Source organism: Cupriavidus basilensis, from assembly GCF_000876015.1.
GTDB lineage: Bacteria > Pseudomonadota > Gammaproteobacteria > Burkholderiales > Burkholderiaceae > Cupriavidus > Cupriavidus basilensis_B.
In genome coordinates, this window is sequence record NZ_BBQM01000015.1 from 408,542 (window position 1) to 429,587 (window position 21,046).

Annotated in this window: 19 protein-coding genes; 9 read left to right on the forward strand and 10 right to left on the reverse strand. The window is 71.3% G+C overall.

All coding sequences use genetic code 11. From position 1 onward, the window contains the following. Nucleotides 1-14: 14 nt before the first annotated feature. The gene (locus tag KF708C_RS15780) at nt 15-995 is read right to left on the reverse strand and encodes a hypothetical protein (RefSeq protein ID WP_059412528.1); all 981 of its coding nucleotides are present in this window, start codon (nt 993-995) and stop codon (nt 15-17) included. A gap of 248 nt (nt 996-1,243) precedes the next feature. On the opposite strand from KF708C_RS15780, the gene KF708C_RS15785 reads away from it, so the two are divergent. Further along, nucleotides 1,244-2,212 (forward strand): LysR family transcriptional regulator, encoded by a 969-nt coding sequence (locus KF708C_RS15785; RefSeq protein ID WP_059412529.1) that lies wholly within the window; start codon nt 1,244-1,246, stop codon nt 2,210-2,212. A gap of 11 nt (nt 2,213-2,223) precedes the next feature. On the opposite strand, the gene KF708C_RS15790 is transcribed toward KF708C_RS15785, so the two are convergent. Further along, nucleotides 2,224-3,093: a LysR family transcriptional regulator gene (locus tag KF708C_RS15790; RefSeq protein WP_059412530.1), complete on the reverse strand. Its 870-nt coding sequence runs from the start codon at nt 3,091-3,093 to the stop codon at nt 2,224-2,226. Nucleotides 3,094-3,246: 153 nt separating this feature from the next. Between KF708C_RS15790 and KF708C_RS15795 the strand changes: the two genes are divergently transcribed. From KF708C_RS15795 to KF708C_RS15810, 4 genes are all read left to right on the forward strand, one after another. Beyond that, nucleotides 3,247-3,564 carry an EthD family reductase gene (locus tag KF708C_RS15795; RefSeq protein ID WP_059412531.1) on the forward strand — a complete coding sequence of 106 codons (318 nt, stop codon included), beginning with the start codon at nt 3,247-3,249 and terminating at the stop codon, nt 3,562-3,564. A 12-nt stretch (nt 3,565-3,576) separates the two neighbouring features. Beyond that, on the forward strand, nt 3,577-4,986 hold the full coding sequence (locus KF708C_RS15800; protein WP_059412532.1) for an MFS transporter: 1,410 nt from the start codon (nt 3,577-3,579) through the stop codon (nt 4,984-4,986). 222 nt (nt 4,987-5,208) lie between these two features. Then, entirely contained in the window at nt 5,209-6,102 is an 894-nt protein-coding gene (locus tag KF708C_RS15805) for an oxidoreductase (protein ID WP_059412533.1), read from the forward strand. Nucleotides 6,103-6,317: 215 nt separating this feature from the next. Further along, on the forward strand, nt 6,318-7,106 hold the full coding sequence (locus KF708C_RS15810) for a helix-turn-helix domain-containing protein (protein ID WP_059412534.1): 789 nt from the start codon (nt 6,318-6,320) through the stop codon (nt 7,104-7,106). Here KF708C_RS15810 and KF708C_RS15815 read toward each other — a convergent pair. The 3 genes from KF708C_RS15815 to KF708C_RS15825 are packed head-to-tail and all read right to left on the reverse strand — an operon-like array spanning nt 7,067 to nt 9,493. Then, a complete protein-coding gene (locus KF708C_RS15815) occupies nt 7,067-7,591 on the reverse strand; it encodes a RidA family protein (protein WP_231586494.1) in 525 nt (174 codons plus the stop codon). The two genes, KF708C_RS15810 and KF708C_RS15815, sit on opposite strands and share 40 nt — an antisense overlap. A gap of 29 nt (nt 7,592-7,620) precedes the next feature. After that, nucleotides 7,621-8,520, reverse strand: a complete 900-nt coding sequence (locus tag KF708C_RS15820; protein WP_059412536.1) for a PhzF family phenazine biosynthesis protein — start codon at nt 8,518-8,520, stop codon at nt 7,621-7,623. Between the two features lie 10 nt (nt 8,521-8,530). After that, a complete protein-coding gene (locus KF708C_RS15825; protein ID WP_231586495.1) occupies nt 8,531-9,493 on the reverse strand; it encodes a Bug family tripartite tricarboxylate transporter substrate binding protein in 963 nt (320 codons plus the stop codon). A 282-nt stretch (nt 9,494-9,775) separates the two neighbouring features. Between KF708C_RS15825 and KF708C_RS15830 the strand changes: the two genes are divergently transcribed. The 3 genes from KF708C_RS15830 (at nt 9,776) to KF708C_RS15840 (ending at nt 13,172) form a co-directional block, all read left to right on the forward strand. After that, nucleotides 9,776-11,227, forward strand: a complete 1,452-nt coding sequence (locus tag KF708C_RS15830) for an aldehyde dehydrogenase family protein (protein ID WP_059412538.1) — start codon at nt 9,776-9,778, stop codon at nt 11,225-11,227. After that, nucleotides 11,224-12,126: an NAD(P)-dependent oxidoreductase gene (locus KF708C_RS15835; RefSeq protein WP_059412539.1), complete on the forward strand. Its 903-nt coding sequence runs from the start codon at nt 11,224-11,226 to the stop codon at nt 12,124-12,126. The genes KF708C_RS15830 and KF708C_RS15835 overlap by 4 nt, the downstream gene beginning before the upstream one ends. 74 nt (nt 12,127-12,200) lie before the next feature. Beyond that, nucleotides 12,201-13,172, forward strand: coding sequence for a Bug family tripartite tricarboxylate transporter substrate binding protein (locus tag KF708C_RS15840; protein WP_059412540.1), 972 nt, complete (start codon nt 12,201-12,203; stop codon nt 13,170-13,172). On the opposite strand, the gene gcvA is transcribed toward KF708C_RS15840, so the two are convergent. Together gcvA and KF708C_RS15850 are read right to left on the reverse strand one after the other, a co-directional pair. After that, a complete protein-coding gene (gcvA, locus tag KF708C_RS15845) occupies nt 13,105-14,094 on the reverse strand; it encodes a transcriptional regulator GcvA (protein ID WP_020203401.1) in 990 nt (329 codons plus the stop codon). The genes KF708C_RS15840 and gcvA overlap by 68 nt on opposite strands. A 126-nt stretch (nt 14,095-14,220) precedes the next feature. Beyond that, complete coding sequence (locus tag KF708C_RS15850; protein ID WP_059412541.1) at nt 14,221-15,174, reverse strand: LysR family transcriptional regulator; 954 nt, start codon at nt 15,172-15,174, stop codon at nt 14,221-14,223. A 354-nt stretch (nt 15,175-15,528) separates the two neighbouring features. On the opposite strand from KF708C_RS15850, the gene KF708C_RS15855 reads away from it, so the two are divergent. Beyond that, a complete protein-coding gene (locus tag KF708C_RS15855; RefSeq protein WP_059412542.1) occupies nt 15,529-17,727 on the forward strand; it encodes a xanthine dehydrogenase family protein molybdopterin-binding subunit in 2,199 nt (732 codons plus the stop codon). Between the two features lie 49 nt (nt 17,728-17,776). On the opposite strand, the gene KF708C_RS15860 is transcribed toward KF708C_RS15855, so the two are convergent. The 3 genes from KF708C_RS15860 to KF708C_RS15870 form a co-directional block, all read right to left on the reverse strand. After that, nucleotides 17,777-18,253 carry a (2Fe-2S)-binding protein gene (locus KF708C_RS15860; protein ID WP_020203398.1) on the reverse strand — a complete coding sequence of 159 codons (477 nt, stop codon included), beginning with the start codon at nt 18,251-18,253 and terminating at the stop codon, nt 17,777-17,779. Between the two features lie 158 nt (nt 18,254-18,411). Then, on the reverse strand, nt 18,412-19,230 hold the full coding sequence (locus KF708C_RS15865) for a hypothetical protein (RefSeq protein ID WP_059412543.1): 819 nt from the start codon (nt 19,228-19,230) through the stop codon (nt 18,412-18,414). Nucleotides 19,231-19,347: 117 nt separating this feature from the next. After that, on the reverse strand, nt 19,348-20,766 hold the full coding sequence (locus tag KF708C_RS15870) for a TAXI family TRAP transporter solute-binding subunit (protein ID WP_059412544.1): 1,419 nt from the start codon (nt 20,764-20,766) through the stop codon (nt 19,348-19,350). Between the last annotated feature and the right edge of the window lie 280 nt (nt 20,767-21,046).

Genomic DNA, 21,046 nt, shown 5'->3' on the forward strand with positions numbered 1-21,046 from the left:
CGCCGCCGCGCCGCTCACGCCGCCGGCGCCATGTCGTTCTCGGCCCACAACTGGCTGTCCGGAAACCAGAACGCATCGGGGCGCGGCGGCGATGCCAGCCTGACCGGCAGCGCCGGGTTGAATATCTTGGACCACGCCGACAGGTAGGACGGCGTCTTCACGAGAAACCCGCAGCGCGACAGCAGCAGGCTGGAGACCAGCGCCTCGCGGCCGATTTCCAGGCCGGCGTAACCCCGGAAATGGATCGGCATGCTGCCGTCGGCGAGCAGTTTCGATGGCGCCACGCGCACGGGCTTGCCGAACGGCCACGCGGCGAAGAAATCGAGAAACGCCGCCTCGTCGCTGGACACGAAAAGACTGGTCAGGCGCGGGTTCTCCGCCAGCGTCGACGCCACCACCTGGCAGAACGCCTCCCAGCTCATGGATTCCGCTTCGTGGCGCTTGTCGGTGCCGCGGAAATGCACGCCGAGCGTGGTCTCGCCGATGCCGAGCGTGGCGCACAGCGCGTCGACTTCATCGCGGATGAAGGCCGCGGGCCGGTAGTGCGCCTGGAACAGGGCGCTGGCGCTCTTGAGTTCGAGCCGGGCTTCGTAGCGCCCGCGCAGGCCCAGTTGCACGAGGTCGTGGACGCGCGACGTCCTGACCTTGCGCGCCGGCGCGGCGTCCGGTGGCGGCCGCACGGTTTCGAAGAAGGTCGAGAACCAGTCGATCCTGCCGTCCGGGTCGCCGTAGATCGGGCCGTGCGCGGAGATGCGCGGGACCAGGCCTTTTTCCTCGCAGTACATCAGGATGAACAGGACCATCTGCAGCACGGAGAAGAAACCGGAGTTCTCGTGGATGTCGATGGCGAACACGCCCGGGTTCAGGCGCTGCCGGGCGTGCAGCGCCAGCCGGCTGAAGGTGGCCAGCGCGTACTTGAACCGTTCGCTGCGCCGGATCTGCCTGGCCCGCTCCATCGCTTCTCGCAACGCCTCCCGCAACGCTTCCTGCAGCATGTCCCGCTCCCGTCCGGTTTTGTGTTTTCCGGGGATTGGCCGCGCGCGCGGCCTCCCTGCCGGGCCGGCGCGCTGGCGGCGAGAAGTGAGCCTACAAGCAGGCCGGGCCCGTGTTTGTGGGGTGCCGCACAAAGCGCCCGCGGCGCGCGCGCCGCCCACGCGCGGGCTGTGTCGGCCGCGCAACCGGCGCGCCGCACGTGCGCGGGACGTACTATCCTTGCCGCTTTCCCAACCCTACGTTGCCGATCATGGACAAAGCGCGCGTACTGACCCTGTTTCTCGGCGTGGTAAGAGCCAGGAGCTTTCACCAGGCCGCCGTCGACGCGGGCGTGACGCCGCAGGCGGTGAGCAAGGCGGTGCGCACGCTCGAGCAGGAACTGGGCGTGCGGCTCCTGCACCGCACCACGCGCAAGCTGAGCCTGACCACGGAGGGCGCGCGCCTGTTCGCGCTGGCCGACCCGGGCATGCGGCAGCTGGACGAGGCGCTCGAGCAGGTGCGCGCCAGCAAGCGCGAGAGCGACGGGCTGATCCGCCTGGCCGCGCCGCCCTCGGTGGGCAGCCGCGTGCTGGTGCCGCTGGTGAAGGCCTTCCGCGAGGAATATCCCGAAGTGACCTTCGACGTGGTGCTCAGCGACCTGTTCACCGATCTGGTCGAGGCGCGCATCGACGTGGGTTTCCGCGCCGGCACCAGCCCCGGGCCCAACCTGGTGGCGCGCCGCCTGTGCGACCTGCCGCTGCTGATCTGCGCCGCGCCGGACTACCTGGCGCGGCACGGCGAGCCGAAGAGCCTGGAGGAACTGCGGCGCCACCAGTGCACCGGATTCCGCCGCCCGGTCACGGGCCGCCTGGTGCCGTGGGAGATCGCGCTCAAGGGCGACCTGGTCTACGAGGAGCTGCCGGCGGTGGTGACGTTCAACGACGTGGAGGCCGAGGTCGAGGCGGTGCGCGCGGGCATCGGCATCGGCCAGCTGGCGGCCTACGCGGTGCACGCCGACATCAAGTCCGGCCGCCTCGTGCCGATCCTGCCGGCGCTCACGAGCAACAGCGTGGGGCTCTACATGTACTACCCGCATCGCAGCCACATGCCGGTGCGGGTGCGGCGCTTCATCGATTTCGTGGCGGCGGCGAGCCGGGGCGCCGAGCAGGCGCTGCTGCATCTGGCGGGCGTGACGGCGGTGGCGGAACTGTCGCGGGAGAAGGCGCGGACATCGCCTTGAAGGGATGCGACTCAGTGCGCTGCGGTCGCGGAATCCGACAGCATCATGCCGGCGATATCCAGCATCGCCCGCAAGCGTTCCATGTGCCGCAGGTCGTGGTGATAGCCCACCCATATATCCCGCGCCGGTGGCGGCTCCGGCGTCTCGATGCGCCGCAATCCGGAGACGGCATCGCCAACCGGCCTTGGCAGCACCGCAATGCCCATGCCTCTCAGGCACATCTGTGCCTGGACCGTCCGGCTCGTGCTTGTGAAGACGCGCCGGCAAAGCGGGAACCGGTCCAGTACCCAGGCCACGTCGGGAAAGTGCGATTGTGCGGTATTCATGAGAATGACCCCGACGGATGCCGGGTCGTTCTGCAATGCCCGCGCGGTTTCGGCCGAGGCATAGAGACCGTATGACATTCGCATCAGACGGCGCTGGACAATATCCGGTTCGCTGAACGGCACGATTCGGAAGGCCACGTCGGTCTCGCGGCGTGAAAGGTCGAGCAATCGATAGCTCGCGATGACCTCCGGCACGACAGCGGGATGACGGCGCGTCAACTCGACCAGGACGGGAGCCAGGACATGGCCGGCAAACCAGTCCGCCGACGAAATCCGCAGGATGCCTTCGAGGCGCTCGTGGTTGCCGGCCAGGCGCCTTTCCATGGACAGCGCGGAATCCTCCATGGATTCCGCCAGCGCCAGCACGGTGTCACCGGCATCCGTCAGCACCAGCCCGTCCTTGGTCCGGCGAAAGAGCGGTTGCTGGGCTTCATCCTCGAGCACCTTGATGCGGCGGCCCACCGTCGGATGGCTTACGTCCAGCCTCCGGGCGGCCTCGCCAAAGGATCCCCCGCGCGCTACCGCCAGGAAGATGCGGACGTCGTTCCATTCCATGTGATGCACATCCGTTCAGAAATGTACGTGAAATATACAGAAATGGCAGTCCACGGACAATACTGTGGGTGCCATCATGGCCCCGTCATCAATGTCCCCCACGGACCGACTGCGCGCCTATTCCGGGGGCGGTCGTATCTGGAACCTCAAGCCATGAACACCGAAGCTTCCCATGTTGTTGTCTATGTGACCTATCAGGGCACACCGCAAGATCGTTTTGATCGTGACCACTACGTTGCGGTTCACCTGCCGCTGGTCATGACGGCGTGGAAACAGTACGGCTTGCTCAGCCTGAACGCATTCTTTCCCGTGGCCGCGCAGGCAGGAACGCTTGCCCTCTGTGAATGCGTCTTCCGGGATGAAGCGGCGCTTGAAGCCGCATTTGCGTCACCCGAAGTCTCCGCCGTGATGGCCGATGTGCCGCGCTTCACCGCCATCGCCCCGCTGCGTGTTCGAGCGGTTGCACTTTAAGGCGCGCGCGTCATGACTACGTTGACCCGGGCCTCCGAGGCAGCGGCCCCTGACACCCGCCGCTGGCTCGCCCTGGTTGTCCTGCTGACCGGCACGCTCTTGCCGCCCCTGGACTTCTTCATCGTCAACGTGGCGCTCCCCGCCATGCGGACGGGCCTGCAGGCATCGTCGGATGTCTCGCAACTGGTGATCTCGGTGTATGCCGCGGCCTATGCCGTCACGCTGATCCTGGGCGGTCGCTTAGGTGATCTGTATGGCCGAAAGCGCGTATTCGCAGGCGGCATGGTCGGCTTTGGCATCGCTTCGGCATGGTGTGGCCTGGCGCCGTCACCGGGCATGCTCGTCGTCGGCCGGCTGCTGCAAGGGATCTCCGCGGCGATCATGGCACCACAATCGTTGGCATCAATACACGCCATCTTTCCGGCAAGCGAGAAGAATCGCGCGCTCAGCCTATATGGCGCGACATTCGGCCTGGCTTCCGTGGGCGGTCAACTGCTGGGCGGCGTGCTGGTTTCGGCCAGTCCGTGGGGCCTGGGGTGGCGCAGCGTCTTTCTGATCAACCTTCCCATCATCGTGTTTGCCGTTCCGGCGGCATTGGTGCTTCTGCGTGAAAGCAGAGCCGAGCGCTCGGGCCGCCTGGACGTGCCGGGGGCATTGCTGCTGGCGGCTGGCCTGCTGGCCCTTGTGGTACCGCTCATCGAAGGGCGGGAACACCACTGGCCGTGGTGGTGCCTGGCGCTGCTGATCCTGAGCACGCCGTTGTTGTGGGCCTTCTGGCGGTACGAAAAGGCACAGGAGCTCGCCGGCGGGACGCCTCTTGTGCTGCCCTCGCTCTTGGCCGTGAGCGGGTTGCGGCGCAGCCTGGCATCGACATTCTTCTTCTATTCGCTCGCCGCGTTCTTCCTGGTGTTCGCCGTGTACGAACAGGCCGGTCTGGGCCACGATGCGCTGGCAGCCGGCCTGGCCATCCTGCCGCTCGGCATTGGCTTCTTCCTCGGGCCACTGTGCGGCCCGCGCATCGCCCGGCGGATGGGGTCCCGCACCGCCGCGGCCGGCATGATCCTGGAGGTGCTCGGTCTGGCCATGGTCGCGGCGCTGGCTTGCGCCGGCGCGCCATCCTGGCTCGCGTTGCCCTTGTTTCTGATCGGCGCCGGACAAGGCATCGCCCTGCCCGCGCTGGTGCGATTGAACGTGGACCATGTCGAAACCCGCTGGGCGGGGCTGGCTTCGGGCCTGGTGACCGCCACCTTGCAGATCAGCGCCGCGGTAAGCGTCGCCATGATCGGCGGACTATTCATCTCGATCGCGCCCGATGGGGCAAGCGCCCGGGACGTGCGGCTCGGCTTTGCCGTGGCCTCATTGGCCGTGGGCGCGGCGCTGGCACTGGCCGCCGGACTGAGCTGGAAGCGCCAGGAAACGTGAAAGATCAAGAATCCTTTGCATGAAGCGGGCCGGCTCCGCACGCCGCCTTTCTTGTTTTTCCGGCTGTCGGGCCGCGCGCGCAATTCACAACAGGAAGTTGTTAAAAAGACAAACAAGCGCTATCTAGTTTGCCAATGGACTGGCTCCTACCATGAAGACTCCAAAGCCGCGGTACGTCACGAAGACAGCCGCAACCGGAACCCAACCCGAAGGAGATCGATCATGTCGCAGTCCAGCACCCGGTCCGCCAAGACCACTCATTCCACCCGCCAGCCCGCCAAGGTCTGGTTCATCACCGGCGCCTCGCGCGGCTTCGGCGCGCTGATCGCGCGCGACGCGCTGGACCGTGGCGACCGCGTGGTCGCCACCGCGCGCAATCCCGAAGCCGTCATCGCGGTGCTCGGCGAGCATCCCGACCTGCTGGCGGCACGGCTCGACGTCACCAGCGAGGCCGACGCGATTGCCGTCGCGCAGGAGGCCGTGGCGCGCTTCGGCCGCATCGACGTGCTGGTCAACAACGCCGGCTATGGCCTGCTCGGCGCGGTCGAGGAAGCCAGCGACGTGGAAACGCGCCGCCAGTTCGACACCAACGTGTTCGGCCTGCTGAGCGTCACGCGCGCGGTGCTGCCCGCCATGCGCGCGCAGGGCAGCGGCCACGTCATCAATATCTCGTCGATCGGCGGTTATGCCTCGTATGCCGGCTGGGGCGTGTACGGCGCCACCAAGTTCGCGCTGGAAGGCATCACCGAGGCGCTGCGCCAGGAGCTGGCCCCGCTGGGCATCCACGCGACCGTGGTCGAGCCGGGCTTTTTCCGCACCGACTTCCTGGAGTCGACCTCGATGGTGTCGACGGCGCGCCAGATCGACGCCTATGCCGACACGGTGGGCGCCATGCGCACGATGATGGCCGCCGCCAACCACAAGCAGCCGGGCGACCCGCGCAAGCTGTCGGCAGCGATCCTGCGACTGGCCGACAGCGCCGAGCCGCCGCTGCGGCTGCCGCTGGGCTCCGACACCGTGAGCAAGATCCGCGAGACCAACCGCTTCGTCGAGGACGAACTGGCGCGCTGGGAAGACGTGGCCATGTCCACCGACCACGACGACGCGCGCGGCTGATTGCCGTATCGCTGCCATGCGCCGTTGCCCGTGGGCCGCGGCGCTTTTTTGTTTACGCGCGTGGCCGCCGGCACCGGCACCGGCATCGGCATCGGCGGCGGGAAGCGGACTCCCCGGCATGCCGGGTTTGCGCCGGCACCGGCGTGGCAAGTCCGCCGGGCCGGCCTCGGGGTATCATCCATCCAGGCCGTTTTCCCGTCCGAGCCCCGCACGCCATGCCCGCTCCCGCGCATCTTTCCCCCAAGCTTCACCTGACCGCCACGCACGGCTTCGCGCTGCACGACAGCCGCCAGGCGGATTTCCGGCGCGAGTGGCACACGCACGACTGCGGCATGCTGCTGTGGCCGCGCATGGGGCGCCTCAAGAGCGTGTGGGAACCGCATGCGGGCCGTACCGGCGTGCACGGCGGCGGCGACACGCTTGCCGTCACCGCCCGGCTGGTGCGCGGCGACGCGGTGCTGCTGCCCGCGCACACCACGCACCTGACCGTGGCCGAGGCCGGCCGGCAGCAGCATGGCGAGCTCTACCTCGCGCCCGAGCACCTGCGCGCGTTCAGCGTGTTCGGCGCGGTCCACCTCGACGGGGCGACCGTCGCCATGCTGGAGGCGCTGCTGTCTCCCGTGCTCGCGCCGGCCAGTTCGGCCTGGCTGGTGCGCGCCATCGTGGCGCAACTGATGTCGAGCCGGCCGCTGGCGGCGCCGGTGGCGCCGGCCTCGCTGGCGCTGCGCATGGCGAGGTGCTTCACCGCGGCGCTGGAGCGCGACGGCGCGCTGCCGTCGATCGACGCGGCCGCGGCGGCGCTGGGCGTGTCGGCGCGGCAGCTCCAGCGCGCGTGCCAGGCCGAGTTCGGCGCCAGCCCGGTCGCCATCCGGCGGCGCGTGCTGGCCGCGCATGCGCGCGCGCTGCTGGCGGAAGGCCGCCCGCTGGCGCGCGTGAGCGAGCAGCTCGGCTTTGCCAGCAGCGGTCATCTGACCCGGCTGTTGCGCGCGTCGGGCGGCGGCTGAGCGCCGGCGGGCGCGAGCCGCGCATCCAGTTCGATCTCGATCCAGGTCCGGTCGGGCAGGCTCGCCGCGCCCACGGCCGTGCGCGCGGGCAGCGCATGGCCCGGAAAGGCCAGCGCCAGCAGTTCCGATGCGGCGTCCAGCACGGCGGTGTGGCGCGTGAAGTCCGGGCCGCAGCGGATGAAGCCGCGCACGCGCGTGACCTGGGCCACGTCCCGCAACTCGCCGCCGCAGGCCGCCTTGAGCGCGGCCAGCGCGTTCAGCATGGCGACCTGCGCGGCCTGCCGGGCCGGCGCCACGTCGGCCTCCGCGCGGCAGATGCCGGCGATGGGCGCGCCGTCGCGCCGGCAGGTCTGCCCGCTGACGGCGATCCATTCATCCGCCACGCAGAACGGCGCATAGGCGCCGCGCGGCGTCGGCGCGGGCGGCAGGGCGTGGCCGGCGGCGGCCAGCCGCTGCTCGGGCGTCATTGGCGTCAACGGTGTCACTGGCGTCTCTGGCGTCTCCGGCGGCGCGGTCATGCCCACGCCACCTTGCCGCTGAGCCAGCAGCCCCGCGGCGCGCCCGTTTCCGACCAGCGCGGCGCGACCAGGATCTCGGATGGCCGTCCCATGCTTTCTCCCTGGCGCACCGCGAGGGCCGAGGGCTCGCCGTGCGCGCCGGCCAGCGCGCCCGACCCGGCCAGATGCCCCCACAGCGCCGCGGCGGCGATGCCGGTCGCGGCATCCTCCGGGTAGCCGGAGGACTTCGGGAACTGGCGCGCGTGCGCCACGGCATGGCCGCCGGCCGCGCCGGGCGCGATCGAGTAGGGATAGAGCCCGGTGGAGCCGATGGCCGCGCACGCCGCCTCCATCGCCGCGAAGTCGGGGCGCAGCGCATGCAGCATGGCGGCATCCGGCAGCGCCACCAGCGTCTTGACGCGGCTGGTCGCGGCATTGGTCATGGCAAAGCCTGTGCCCTCCGGCCCGAGTCCCAGCACCTCGGCAACCCGGCGGCGCTCGGGCGCGGCGAGCGGGCGCGCCCGCACGGCCGGCTGCGAGATCCACACGCGCCGCGCCGCGGCGTCCCAGCGCGCGTCCACGATGCCGCTGAGCGTTTCCACGCGCGCCGTGTCCGTGCTCCACCGCCCCCACTGGCGCAGCGCCCACAGCGTGCCCACGGTGGCGTGGCCGCACATCTCCATCTCGTGCTGCGGCACGAAGAAGCGCAGGCGCAGGTCGCAGCCGGCGTCGCTCGCCGGCAGCACGAAGGCGGACTCGTGGCCGTGCGCGGCCGCCACCTGCTGCATGGCGGCGGCGCTCATGCCCCGCGCGTCGGCCACCAGCGGCACCGGGTTGCCGCCGCTGCTGCCATTGCCGTCATGCGTGCCGACGAACACGTCGATCACCACGACTTCGCCCGGGCCGGGCACCCGCATCGAGGCCGGCTTATTCAATCGTCGCTCCCACGGACCTGGCGATGGCGCCCCAGTACGGGATGTCGCGCGCCACGGCGGCCTGCATTTCCGCCGGCGTGCCGGGCCGGGCGGTGACGCCTTTCTCGGCCAGGTCCCGGACCACGTCCTTGTCGTTGAGCACCTTGTTGAGCGCGCCGTTCATGCGCGCGACGATCGCCGCCGGCGTGCCCTTGGGAAACGCCAGGCCGTACCACAGCTCCTGCGAGAAATCGCCGATGCCCTGGCTGGCGAAGGTGGGCACGCCGGCGAGCAGCGGCGTCGGCGCGGTGGTGGCCACCGCCGTGAGCTTGTGCGCCTTGATGTACGGCGCCAGCCCGACCGGGTTGTCGAACATGATCTCGATCTGCCCGCCCATCAGGTCGGTATAGGCGGGCGCCGCGCCGCGGTAGGGCACGTGCGTCATCGGCACGTTGGCGAGCTTGCGGAACTGCTCGCCGATCAGGTGCGAGACCGTGCCCACGCCGACCGAGCCGAAGCTGTGCTGGGCCTTGCCGCTGCGCAGCTTGTCGATCAGGTCGCGGGCGCTGGTGGCCTGCACCGTGCTGTTGACGGCCAGCACGTAGGGCGAGGTGCCGATGAAACCCGCATAGGCGAAATCCGTGGCGGGCCGGTACGGCAGCCTGGGATAGACGCTCACGCTCACCGCGTGGGTGCTGGTGGTGGCGACGCCGATGACGTAGCCGTCCGGCGCGGCGCGCGCGACGAAGGTGGAGCCGATGGTGCCGCCGGCCCCGCTGCGGTTGTCGATGACCACCGGCTGGCCGAGCTCGCCCTGCAGCTTCTGCTGCACGGAGCGCACCACCAGGTCGGTGCCGCCGCCGGCCGGAAACGGCACCACCAGCGTGATGGGCCGCGCCGGCCAGCTCTCGGCGAAAGCCGTCCCGCAGGCCAGGACGGCGAAGAGGCAGGCCGAAGCCCGCAAGCGTAGCTGCATGTGTGAGGCCATGACGTTCCCCGTTGAATGAATGCGTCCACTCTATGGGCCGGCGCGCGCGCGGCCAAACCAGGACGCGACAGCGCCTGAACCGGAATGCGACACGCCGGCGGGGTGGTCCAGACATGGTCCAGATGTGGGCCGAGCGCAGGCCACGCGCGCCGTTGCCTAACCACAGGTTGGGCAACGGCGCAGTTTTTCTCATTTGTGCCGCGCCTGCCGGCATGAGAGAGTCGGCTTCACGCAAAGGTGCGGCACGCACCGCCAAATAAAGGAGACTCCATGCAAGACCAAGACGTCCAGCCGTTCCTGATCGGCGCCGAATGGACCCGCGGCGAAGGCACGCCGTTCGCATCCCGCAATCCCGCCACCGGCGTGCTCAACGGCCTGATCGGCGCGGCCAGCGCCGCCGACGTGGAGCGCGCCGTGGCCGCCGCGAAGGCCGCGCAGGCGGACCCCGCGTGGCGCGACATGCTGCCGCACAAGCGCGCGGCCATCCTGCGCCGGCTGGCCGACCTGATCGAGGCCGACGCCGAGTGGCTGGCGCAGCGCCAGATGCAGGAAAACGGCAAGCGCCTGCAGGAATGCCGCGACCAGGCCCTGGCCGGCGCCAACGCCTACCGCTACTTCGCCGGCATCTGCGAGGTGATGCCGTCCGAGGTGGCGCCCGCGCGCGGCAACCACCTGTCGCTGGTGGTGTACGAGCCGTTCGGCGTGGTGGCCGCCATCACGCCGTGGAATTCGCCGCTGACGCTGGAGTCGCAGAAGGTGGCGGCGGCGCTGGCGGCCGGCAACGCGGTGGTGCTCAAGCCGTCCGAGTTCACGCCCGGCCCGGCGCTGCGCGTGGCCGCGCTGGCGCTGCAGGCGGGTTTGCCGCCGGGCATCCTCAACGTGGTGACGGGGCTCGGGCAGGAGACCGGCGGCGCGCTGGTCGCGCATCCGGACGTGCGGCTGATCTCGTTTACCGGCGGCACCGCCACCGGCAAGGCCATCGCGCGCGCCGCCGCGCAGCGCATGGCCGCGGTGGCGCTGGAGCTGGGCGGCAAGTCGCCCCACATCGTGTTTGCCGACGCCGACCTCGACAAGGCGCTCGACGGCGTGCTGTACGGCGTGTTCTCGTCCACCGGGCAATCGTGCATCGCCGGCACGCGCCTGTTCGTCGAGCGCGGCATCCACGATGCGTTCGTGGCGCGGCTGGTGGCGCGCGCGCGCGAGCTGAAGGTGGGCCTGCCCGACGACCCGGCCACGCAGGTCTCGCCGCTGTCGTCGTTCATCCATCGCGACAAGGTCGAGTCGATGGTGGCGATGGCCACGCAGGACGGCGGCCACATCCTGGCCGGCGGCACGCGGCCGGCGGACCCGGCGCTGGCCGGCGGCGCGTTCTTCCTGCCGACCATCGTCGCCGGCCTGGCCAACGACGCGCGGCTGTGCCAGCAGGAAGTGTTCGGCCCGGTGCTGTGCGTGCTGCCGTTCGACGACGAGGCCGACCTGCTGTGCCAGGCCAACGGCACCGCGTTCGGGCTGGCCGCCGGCATCTGGACCGCGAGCATGCCGCGCGCGTGGCGCGTGGCGCGCGCGCTGGAAGCGGGCACGGTGTGGATCAACACCTACAAGGAACTGTCGGTCTCGGTGCCGTTCGGCGGCTTCAAGGAAAGCGGCAGCGGGCGCGAGAAGGGCTTCTACGGCATCCGCACCTACCAGGAGCCGAAGACCGTGATGTGGGGGCTGGCATGAGCGGCGCCGCGCCGCGCCTGGGCTTCATCGGCCTGGGCGTGATGGGCGCGCCGATGTGCGCCAACCTGGCCCGCAAGGCGGGCGCCGCGGTGACTTGCTTCGACCTCGACCCGGCCCGCGCGGCCGGCCCGCGCGAGGCCGGCGCGGCGGTGGCGTCGTCGGTGGCGGCGCTGGCGCAGGCCGCCGACATCGTGTTCCTGTGCCTGGCCGACGGCCGCGCCACCGAGTCGGTCGGCGCCGAGGTCCTGCGCGCCTGGACGGCGGCGGGCCGGCGCGGCACGCTGGCCGACACCGGCACCACCTCGGTCCACGTCACGCAGTCGCTCGCCGCGCTGGCCGCCGCCGGCGGCCATGCGTTCGCCGATGCGCCGGTGGCGCGCATGCCGGAGGCGGCCATCGCCGGCACGCTCAGCATCATGGCGGGCGGCAGCGCCGGCACGCTGGACGCGCTGATGCCCTACCTGCGCTGCATGGGCACGGACATCACGCACTGCGGCCCGGCGGGGGCCGGGCAGGTGGTGAAGATCCTGCACAACACCTTCCTGTTCGAGACCGTGCACGCGCTGGCGGAAGTGCTGGCGATCGCCCGGCGCCACGGCGTGGACGGCGACGTGCTGTTCCACGCCATCGAGCTCGGCTCCGCCGACTGCCGCGCGGTGCGCGTGCAGGGGCGCCAGGCGCTGCTGCCCGGCGATTTCCCGGGCGGGCGCTTCCCGGCGCGCTATGCGCTCAAGGACGTCTCGCTGGCGCTGGAGCTGGCCGAGGCGGCCGGCGTGGCGGCCACCGTGGGCCGGCATACGGCGGACGTCCTCGCGCGCAGTTGCGGCGCGGGCGACGCCGACCGCTACTACCCGGTGCTCTACAAGCAGATCGACAAGCAGATCGACACGGCAGGCTGACCTGCCGCGCGGACCCCGCCGCGGCGCCGGCGGGGCCGCAGCAAAACACACAAGCAAAAGACTGGAGACTGGCAATGCACAAGACCTTGCTGGCGAGCGCGCTCGCCCTTTGCACCACCTTTGGCGCCGCATCCGCGCACGCCGCCTACCCCGACAAGCCGCTGAGCCTGGTGGTGCCGTTCCCCGCCGGCGGCGCCACCGACGCGATGGCGCGGCTGCTGGCCGAGCGCCTGGGCCGGCAGCTCGGCCAGCCGGTGATCGTGGACAACCGCGGCGGCGCCGGCGGCTCGGTGGCGGCGGAGTATGCGCTGGCCGCGCCGCGCGACGGCTACACGCTGTTCTTCGCCACCACCGGCACGATGGCGATCAACCCGCACATCTACCGCAAGCTCAAGTACGACCCGCAGAAGGACTTCGCCCCGGTGGGCACGCTGGCGAGCGCCTCCAACGTGCTGGTGGTCAGCCCGCAGGTGAAGGCGCGCATGGTGGCCGAGCTGATCGCGCAGGCCAAGGCCAGCCCCGGCAAGCTGACCTACGGCTCGGCCGGGATCGGCAGTTCCAGCCATCTGTCGGGCGCGCTGTTCGCCTCGATGACCGGCACGCAACTGCTGCACGTGCCGTACCGCGGCTCCGCGCCGGCGCTGGTGGACTTCCTGGCCGGGCGCGTGGACATGATGTTCGACACCGCTTCCACGCACGCGCCCAACGTGCAGGCCGGCAAGGTGCGGGCGCTGGCCGTGACCAGCGCGGCGGGCTCGCCGGCGTTCCCGGGCGTGCCGTCGGTCGCCGCGGCCGGCGTGCCCGGCTACGACGTCTCGATCTGGTTCGGGCTGGTGGCGCCGCAGGGCACGCCCAGGGCCAGCGTGGACAAGCTGGCTGAGGCCATGCGCGGCGTCATGCAGGGGCCGGACCTGAAGCCCGCGCTGGCCGCGCTGGGCGCCACGCCGCTGGCCAAGACGCCGGCCGAGTTCGCCGCGTTCATCCGGCAGGAGAGCGAGCGCTGGGGCCGGACGGCAAAGCTGGCCGGGGCGACCGACCTGGACTGAGCGGCGCGCATGGCGGAGCGCCGTCGGCCTGCTGCGCGGCGGCGGTCGCGCGCAGCAGCCATTCGCGGAACGCCTGGAACGCCTGCGATTGCGCCGCGCCCGCCGGGTACAGCAGGTAGTAGCCGTCCTGCAGCCGGTGGACGTGGCCGAACGGCGCCACCAGTTCCCCGGAGGCGAGATAGGACTCCACCAGCACGCGGATGCCGATGGCGATGCCCGCGCCCTGCAAGGCCGCCTCGTAGGCCATCGCGGAATTCTCGAACTTCATGCCGTTGCGGGCGCTGATGCCGGCCGCCGCCGCGCCCGCCGAGCGCAGCCACGTGCTCCAGTCGTCGGGCCGCGACAAGGAGTGCAGCAGCGTCACGCCGCGCAGCGCTTCGGCCGGCGTTGCCGCGCCGGCCAGCAGGCCCGGCCGGCACACCGGCACCAGCTCCAGCGGCGCGAGCGGGTCCGCCATCAGGCCGGGCCAGTGGCCGCTGCCCGAGCGGATGGCCGCATCCACGCCGCCCAGCTCGAAGCTCGCCGGCAGTAGCGACGCCGTGAGGCGCACCTCGATCTCCGGATGCGCGCGCGAGAACAGCGCCAGGCGCGGGATCAGCCAGCGCTGCGCGAAGGTGGTGTAGGCCTGGATCGACAGCATGTCGCGCCGGCCGCGATGCTTCAGCCCGCTGGTGGCCGCGGCGATGTCGTCCAGCGCGCGCGTGAGCGGCGGCAGCAGGCGCGCGCCGTCCTGCGTGAGCCGGATGCTGCGGTGCCCGCGCTCGAACAGCGTCATGCCGAAATATTCCTCCAGCGCGCGCACCTGCTTGCTCACCGCGACCTGGCTCACGCGCATTTCGCGCGCGGCCAGCGTGAAGCTGCGCAGGCGGGCGGCTGCCTCGAAGGCACGGAGCGGATTGAGCGGAGGCAGGCTGCTGCGCATGGTGACGGCGGTGACGGTGTTCCGTCATGGTCGGTGCCGCGCCGCGCGGCGCGCAAGCCTATTCTTTGAAGCACGCCTTCCGGCGGTTTTAAGGAAAACTGCAGGATCGCCGCCGCCTGGCTGTCGCTAGCGCTCGTGCAGCGCCAGGGTGCCGTCGATGCGCGGCGTGGGCGGCTGCTGGCCGCCGAGCTTCTGCGCGGCCAGGAAATCGATGAACGCGCGCAGCTTGTTCGGCACCCGGCGGCGGTCCGGGTAATAGAGCGTCAGTCCCGGCAGGACCGGGCTCCAGTCGGCCAGCACGCGCACCAGGCGGCCGTCCGCGAGCAGCGGATCGATGTAGCCGTTGATCATGTAGGCGATGCCGAGCCCGTCGAGCGCCGCCTGCACCAGCGCGGCCGAGTCGTTGACGACCAGCCGCCCCTTGACCACCAGCTGCACCGCGGCATCGCCCTTGCGGAAGTCCCAGCGCTCCACCTGGCCGCTGCTCACGTGGCGAAAGCCGATGCAGCAGTGCACGGTGAGGTCGTCCGGCTGCGCTGGCGTGCCGCGCCGGCGCAGGTACTCCGGCGAGGCCACCACGTGCGCGGACATCTTCGGCCCCACGGGCACCGCCACCATGTCGCGCTCCACCAGGTTGCCGAAGCGGATGCCCGCGTCGAAGCCGCGCCCCACGATGTCGACCAGGCTGTTCTCGATGCAGATCTCCATGTCGATCTGCGGATAGGCGGCCAGGAAGCGCTCGAGAATGGGCTGCAGCACGATCATGTAGGCCGAGCGCGGCACGTTCAGGCGCAGCAGCCCGCCGGGCTCGCGGCCCTGGTCGCCGAGTTCCTCGGTGGCGTCGATCAGCTCGCGCACGGCCGGGCCGATGCGCGCCAGGTACTGCGCGCCGGCCTCGGTCAGGCTCACGCTGCGCGTGGTGCGGTTGAACAGCGCGAAGCCCACGCGCTTTTCCAGCATCCGCACCGACTGGCTCACGGCGGACGGCGACACGCCGAGCCGCACCGCGGCCGCGGAGAAGCTGCTGAACTCCGCAACGCAGACGAAGGTGGCAAGGCCATCCAGTTGGTCTTGAGGCATCCGGCTCGGTTTCCTTGAAGTGGGCGGCACCTCGCGGTGCCAGGTGCCGTACTGGCCGACGACGCGATTCTAGCGCCATTGCCGGCGCGCGCCGGTATCGGGCGGCCGGCGAGGCATGGAACCGCGCCAACTGCTGTCTCCCCGCTCCCATGCAATGGGAGCGGGGCCGGGGGAGAGGGCAAGGCGCCGGCAGGAATGAAGCCGTCCGCGCCGCGCGGACGCATGACGGCAGCGGCACGACTATGCAAATCCCCTTCAAAGGCCTTGCGGGCGCGCGCCGTTCCGCGGCGGCGGGCCGGGCCGTAGACTGACCGCCAACGCGAACTGACACGATCGAAGGGGTGTGCGATGGCAATGGACAAGGAACCCGAAGTACTGGAACGAGAGCAGGCCGGCGCGGCGGCCGTGTCGCGGCGCACCTTCCTCAAGGCGGGCGTGGCGGCCGGCGGCGCCCTGGTGCTGGCCTTCAGCCTGTGGCCGCTGGCGCAGCGGGAACTGGCGGACGGCGCCGGCGCGCCCGAGGCCGGGCCGCCGTTCGAGCCCAATGCGTTCATCCGCATCGGCACCGACGGCAAGGTGACTTTCGTCGTGCCGCGCGTGGAAATGGGGCAGGGCACCTACACCGCCTTGCCGGTGCTGCTGGCCGAGGAGCTCGGCACCGCGCTGGACAGCGTGGTGCTGGAGCACGCGCCCGCCGACAAGCACTACGACAACCCGGCGCTGGGCTTCCAGGTGACGGGCGGCTCCACCTCGATCCGCAGCGCGTGGGAGCCGATGCGGCGCGCCGGCGCCGCCGCGCGCATCATGCTGGTGGCGGCCGCGGCGCGCGCCTGGCAGGTCGATCCGGCCACCTGCGAGGCCGGCGGCGGCGCGGTGACGCACGCGGCGTCCGGCCGCCGGCTCGGCTACGGCGAGCTGGCCACGCGCGCCGCGCGCGAGCCGGTGCCGCAGGAGGTGCCGCTCAAGCCGGCCGGCGCGTTCAAGCTGATCGGCACCGCGCAGCGCCGGCTGGACTCGCCGGACAAGGTGACGGGCCGCGCCGTGTACGGCATCGACACGCGGCTGCCGGGCATGAAGGTGGCGGCGATCCTGCCGTGCCCGGTGCTGGGCGGCAAGCTGTCCGCCGTGGACGACGCGCCCGCGCTGGCGGTGCCCGGCGTGCGGCAGGTAGTGCGCCTGGACGATGCCGTCGCCGTGGTGGCCGACCACACCGGCGCGGCGCGCAAGGGCCTGGCCGCGCTCGCGCCGCGCTGGGACGGCGGCGCCAATGCCGCCTACTCCACGCAGGAGATGGTGGCCGACCTGGCCCGCGCTTCCGAAAGCGAAGGCGCGGTCGCCCGCAAGGTGGGCGACGCGCCGGCGGTCCTCGCCGGTGCCGCGCGGGTGGTGCGCGCGGTCTACGAGCAGCCCTTCCTCGCCCACGCCTGCATGGAGCCGGTCAACTGCACCGTGCACGTGCGCGACGACGGCTGCGAGCTGTGGCTCGGCACGCAGGTGCCCGGCCGCGCGCAGGAAGCCGCCGCGCAGGTCACGGGCCTGCCCGCGGAGAAGGTGCTGGTGCACAACCAGTTCCTCGGCGGCGGCTTCGGGCGGCGGCTGGACGTGGACTACGTGACGCAGGCGGTGCGCGTGGCGCGGCAGGTCAAGAGCCCCGTCAAGGTGGTGTGGTCGCGCGAGGAAGACACGCGCCACAGCACCTTCCGTCCCTATCACTACAACCGCATCAGCGCCGCGCTCGACCGCGACGGGCGGCCGGTGGCGTGGCAGCATCGCGTCACCGCCTCGTCGGTGCTGGCGCGCTGGCTGCCGGCGCGCTTCACCAACAACGTCGACGGCGATGCGATCCGCGACGCGGCGGGCCCCTACGATTTCCCCAACATCCTGGTCCAGTACGTGCGGCGCGAGCCGGCCGCGGGCATCACCACCGGATTCTGGCGCGGTGTCGGCCATACGCAGAACGCCTTCGTGGTGGAGAGCTTCCTCGACGAGCTGGCGCACACGGCGGGCCAGGACCCGGTGGCCTACCGCCTCGCGCTGCTCGACAAGCATCCGCGCGCGCGCCACGTGCTGCGGATGGCGGCCGAGAAGGCGGGCTGGGGCAGGCGCATGCCGGCGCGCAGCGGGCTGGGCGTGGCGGTGACGTTCTGCTTCGGCTCCTACGCGGCCCAGGTCACGGAGGTGGCCGTGGATGCCAGCGGGCAGGTGCAGGTCAAGCGCATCGTGACCGTGATGGACTGCGGCCGCGCGATCTCGCCCGATACCGTGATCGCGCAGATGCAGGGCGGCGCGGTGTTCGGCCTGACGGCGGCGCTGTTCGGCCGGATTTCGATCAAGGACGGGCGCGTGGAGCAGGGCAACTTCGACAGCTACCGCATCCTGCGCATCAACGAGACGCCGGTGCTGGAGACGCACCTCGTGGACAGCACCGAGGAGCCCGGCGGCGTGGGCGAGGTGTCCACCGTGATGATCGCGCCGTCGCTGATGAACGCGATCTTCGCCGCGACCGGGCGGCGCCTGCGCAGCCTGCCGGTGGACCCGGCCAGGCTGGCCTAGCGCATGCGGGGGGGGGCGTGCCGGTCCCCCGTCGTTCACGTCTCAGGCTTCAGGCCGCCTTCGGGGCGTTGCCGCCGGCGGCGGCTTCGCGGATCGCCGTGCGGATGCGCGCGTACGTGCCGCAGCGGCAGATGTTGCCGGACATCGCGGAGTCGATTTCCTCGTCGCTCGGGTTCGGGTTGCTCTGCAGCAGCGCCGTGGCGGACATGATCTGTCCCGACTGGCAATAGCCGCACTGCACCACCTGCTGCGCCAGCCACGCCGCCTGGACGCGCTTGCCGGCGTCGCTCTCGCCCACCGCCTCGATGGTGGTGATCTCGCGCGTGCCGATGCTTTCCAGCGGCGTCAGGCACGCGCGCGCCGGCGCGCCGTCGACGTGGATGGTGCAGGCCCCGCACAGGCCCATGCCGCAGCCGAATTTGGTACCGGCCATGCCGACGAGGTCGCGCAGCACCCACAGCACCGGGGTGTCGGCTTCGGCATCGACGGTATGGGGCGACCCATTGATCTTGATGGTGTAGCTCATTCGGGAATCCTCGCGCGGCAGTGTGATGGGGAGGGCGGCGCTCCGCGGCCCGTGGCCGGTCCGCCCCGTATTGCCGCCAAGGGTAGCCCGCCGCGCCGGGCGCGATAAGGGCGCTGCGGCTGGATAGGGCTTGAAGCGCTGCTTTATGGCGCGCCGGGCTATCCGCCCAGGTACATGCTCCGGTCCGCTCCCGGCGCGGGCACCGGCGCCTGCGCGGCGGCCGGCGCGGGCGGCGTCGACGGCGTGGCGGATGTGGACGGCGGCAAGTCCGGCTCCAGCGGGTCTTGCGGGCGCGGCGCGCCGGCGGCATAGCGCTGGCGGCGCGGCGCGTCGTCGGCCTGCCGTTGCTGGTAGAGGCGCAGGCTTTCCCGCGCGTTGCCGATGCCGCCGCGCTGCCGGGCCAGGTCCAGCTTTTCGCGGCGCTGCACGCGGCTGGGGTCCTGGCGGTCGAGCGCGTCGGACGCTTCGAGGAAGCGGCGGTCGGATTCGCTGAGGTACGGATACTGCATCAGCCGGTCGCGGATCGCGGCCAGGTGGCTGGCTTCTTCCTCGAATGCCTTTTGCTGCTCCCTTTGCTGCCGGCGCTCGGTCTCTTCCTGCTCTTCCTGTTTTTCGTGCGCGTAGGCGGCGCGCTCGGCCATCGGGACGTGGCCCGCGGCGCGCAGGCGCTGCAGCGCCGCGGCGGCGTCCGCGCGCTCGCGCGGCGTGGCGCGGGGATCGTTGGCGGTCCGGTAGAGGGCCTCCACGCGCTCCTTGATGGTCGCCGTGCTGGCCGCCGGGCAGGCGGCGTCGGCCGGCTCGCAGGCGGTGGCGAACCAGCCGAAGCCATAGTGCAGGACCACGAGCGCGATGCAGATCACCAGGATGCCGGTAGCCGACAGCGCCAGCAGCCCGCCGGCAGGCGCGCCGTCCCCGGCGCCCCTCGCGGCGGCGGCCCTGGCTGCCGTCCGCTTCGATACCCAGATTCTCTTGCTCATGACTCGCTTTGTCCGACCCCGCGCCCGCTCTGCGGTGGGCGTCGGCCATCATAGCATCCGGGCCGGGCAATCCATTGCGCCGGCCGGGCGGGGGTGCCCGCCGACCGGCGCGGTGGACTAGGTTCCGGTCAGGCGCCGGCGGACAAAGGCGATGTGCTCGCGCAGCACGTAGAACTGGTCGGCGTAGGCCAGCGGCATCTTGAGCCGGTTGACGGCCGCCTCGATGTGATCCAGGCGCGCGATCAGCGAGGTTTTTTCTTCCTCGGTGGGATCGACCATCGCCACGCGCTCGATCTCGATCAGGGCGCCGTACCAGCGGTAGATGCGCGACTTGACGCGCCAGGTGTAGAGCGACGGCACCACCTTGAACGCCGGGATCAGCAGCACGATGATCGGCAGCACCACCAGCAGCGCGCGGTCGGCCAGGCTGGCCAGCCAGAACGGCAGGTGGCGGTAGAGGAAGCCCTTGCCGGAGGCGTAGTAGCGCGTGGCGTCGTCGCTGAGCGGGAACTCGTGCACGGTGGCCGAGGGGAACTGCCCCGCGCCCTGCAGCAGCCCGGCCTTGCCGTGGACCTCGCGCGCGGCCTCGATCAGCAGGTCGGACAGGGCCGGGTGCAGCGTGTCGCGCGCCACCAGCTCCACCGTGGGGCTGATCAGGTGGATCGGGCGCGGCGGCAGGTTCTTGCCCAGGTCCAGCACGCCGGCGGGCAGCACCAGTTGCTGCAGGTAGAGAAAGCGCCGCGTGTAGGCGTCGGCCTGGGCGAAATCCAGCAGGCGCACGCCGGGCTCGCGGAACAGCTTGCGCATGGTCGGCCCGGTGGCGGAGTCGCCGGTGAGCATGGCCACGTCGATCCTGCCGTCGAGCAGGGCCTGCGCCGCCTCGTCGCCGTCATAGGAGATCAGCGTGGCGCTGCCGCCGGGCTCGATGCCGTTGGCCTTGAGCAGGGTCAGCGCCAGCGCGCGGGCGCCGCTGCCCTCGCGGCCGATGGCGATGCGCGCCGTGCGGAAGTCGGACAGCTTGTGCCTCTCCCGGCCGCGGTACAGCACGCTGATCGGCGCGTAGAACATGCTGCCGAGCGAGACCAGCCCGTCCTTGTTCACGTCGCCGGAGACGCCGCCCTGGACCAGCGCCACGTCGACGGACTGCCCGCGGTCGGCCAGCCGCTTCACGTTCTGCTGCGAGCCCTCGGAGGCCAGCACGTCGAGGCGGATGCCGTTGCGCGCGAGGATCGCGCGGTACTGCTCGGCCGCGTTCCAGAACGAGCTGTCCTTCGGGCCGGCGCTGATGGTCATGGTGTTCGGCGGCGCCGGCTGGATCAGCCACACCGCCAGCCACGCGGCGGCGATGCAGAACACCACGGCGGGCCCGAACGAGACCGCCCGGTCGCGCCACGAGATGGCGACGAAGCGGGCGCCCAGGCGGCGGATGTCGGGCTTGGCGAGCCTGGCGGTCCGGGACCGTGGCGTGGCACCGGGCGTGGTATCGGGCGTGGCGTCGGGTGGCGTGGGCTGGTCTTGCCCGGAGTCTGGCGTCATCGGCTCGCGTGCGGGGAAGGGAGCGCCCGATCATAGCACCGGCACCGGCGCGCCTCCCGCGCGTGGTGCCGGTCAGAATCGACCGCCCCCGCATTGCCCGCCATACCCCTCGTCAGACGCATTGTGCAGCGGCCTGATTCGTGCCGCCTGCGGGTTTTCTTCACGATATCGCTTCGACATTAAAGAACCGCGGCGTCAGGCCGATAACGGGGACTTGCAAGGCGCCCTGCAAGAGAAGGCGCCGGTTGAAAAACCGCCGCCGGCCCATCCGGGCAGACGG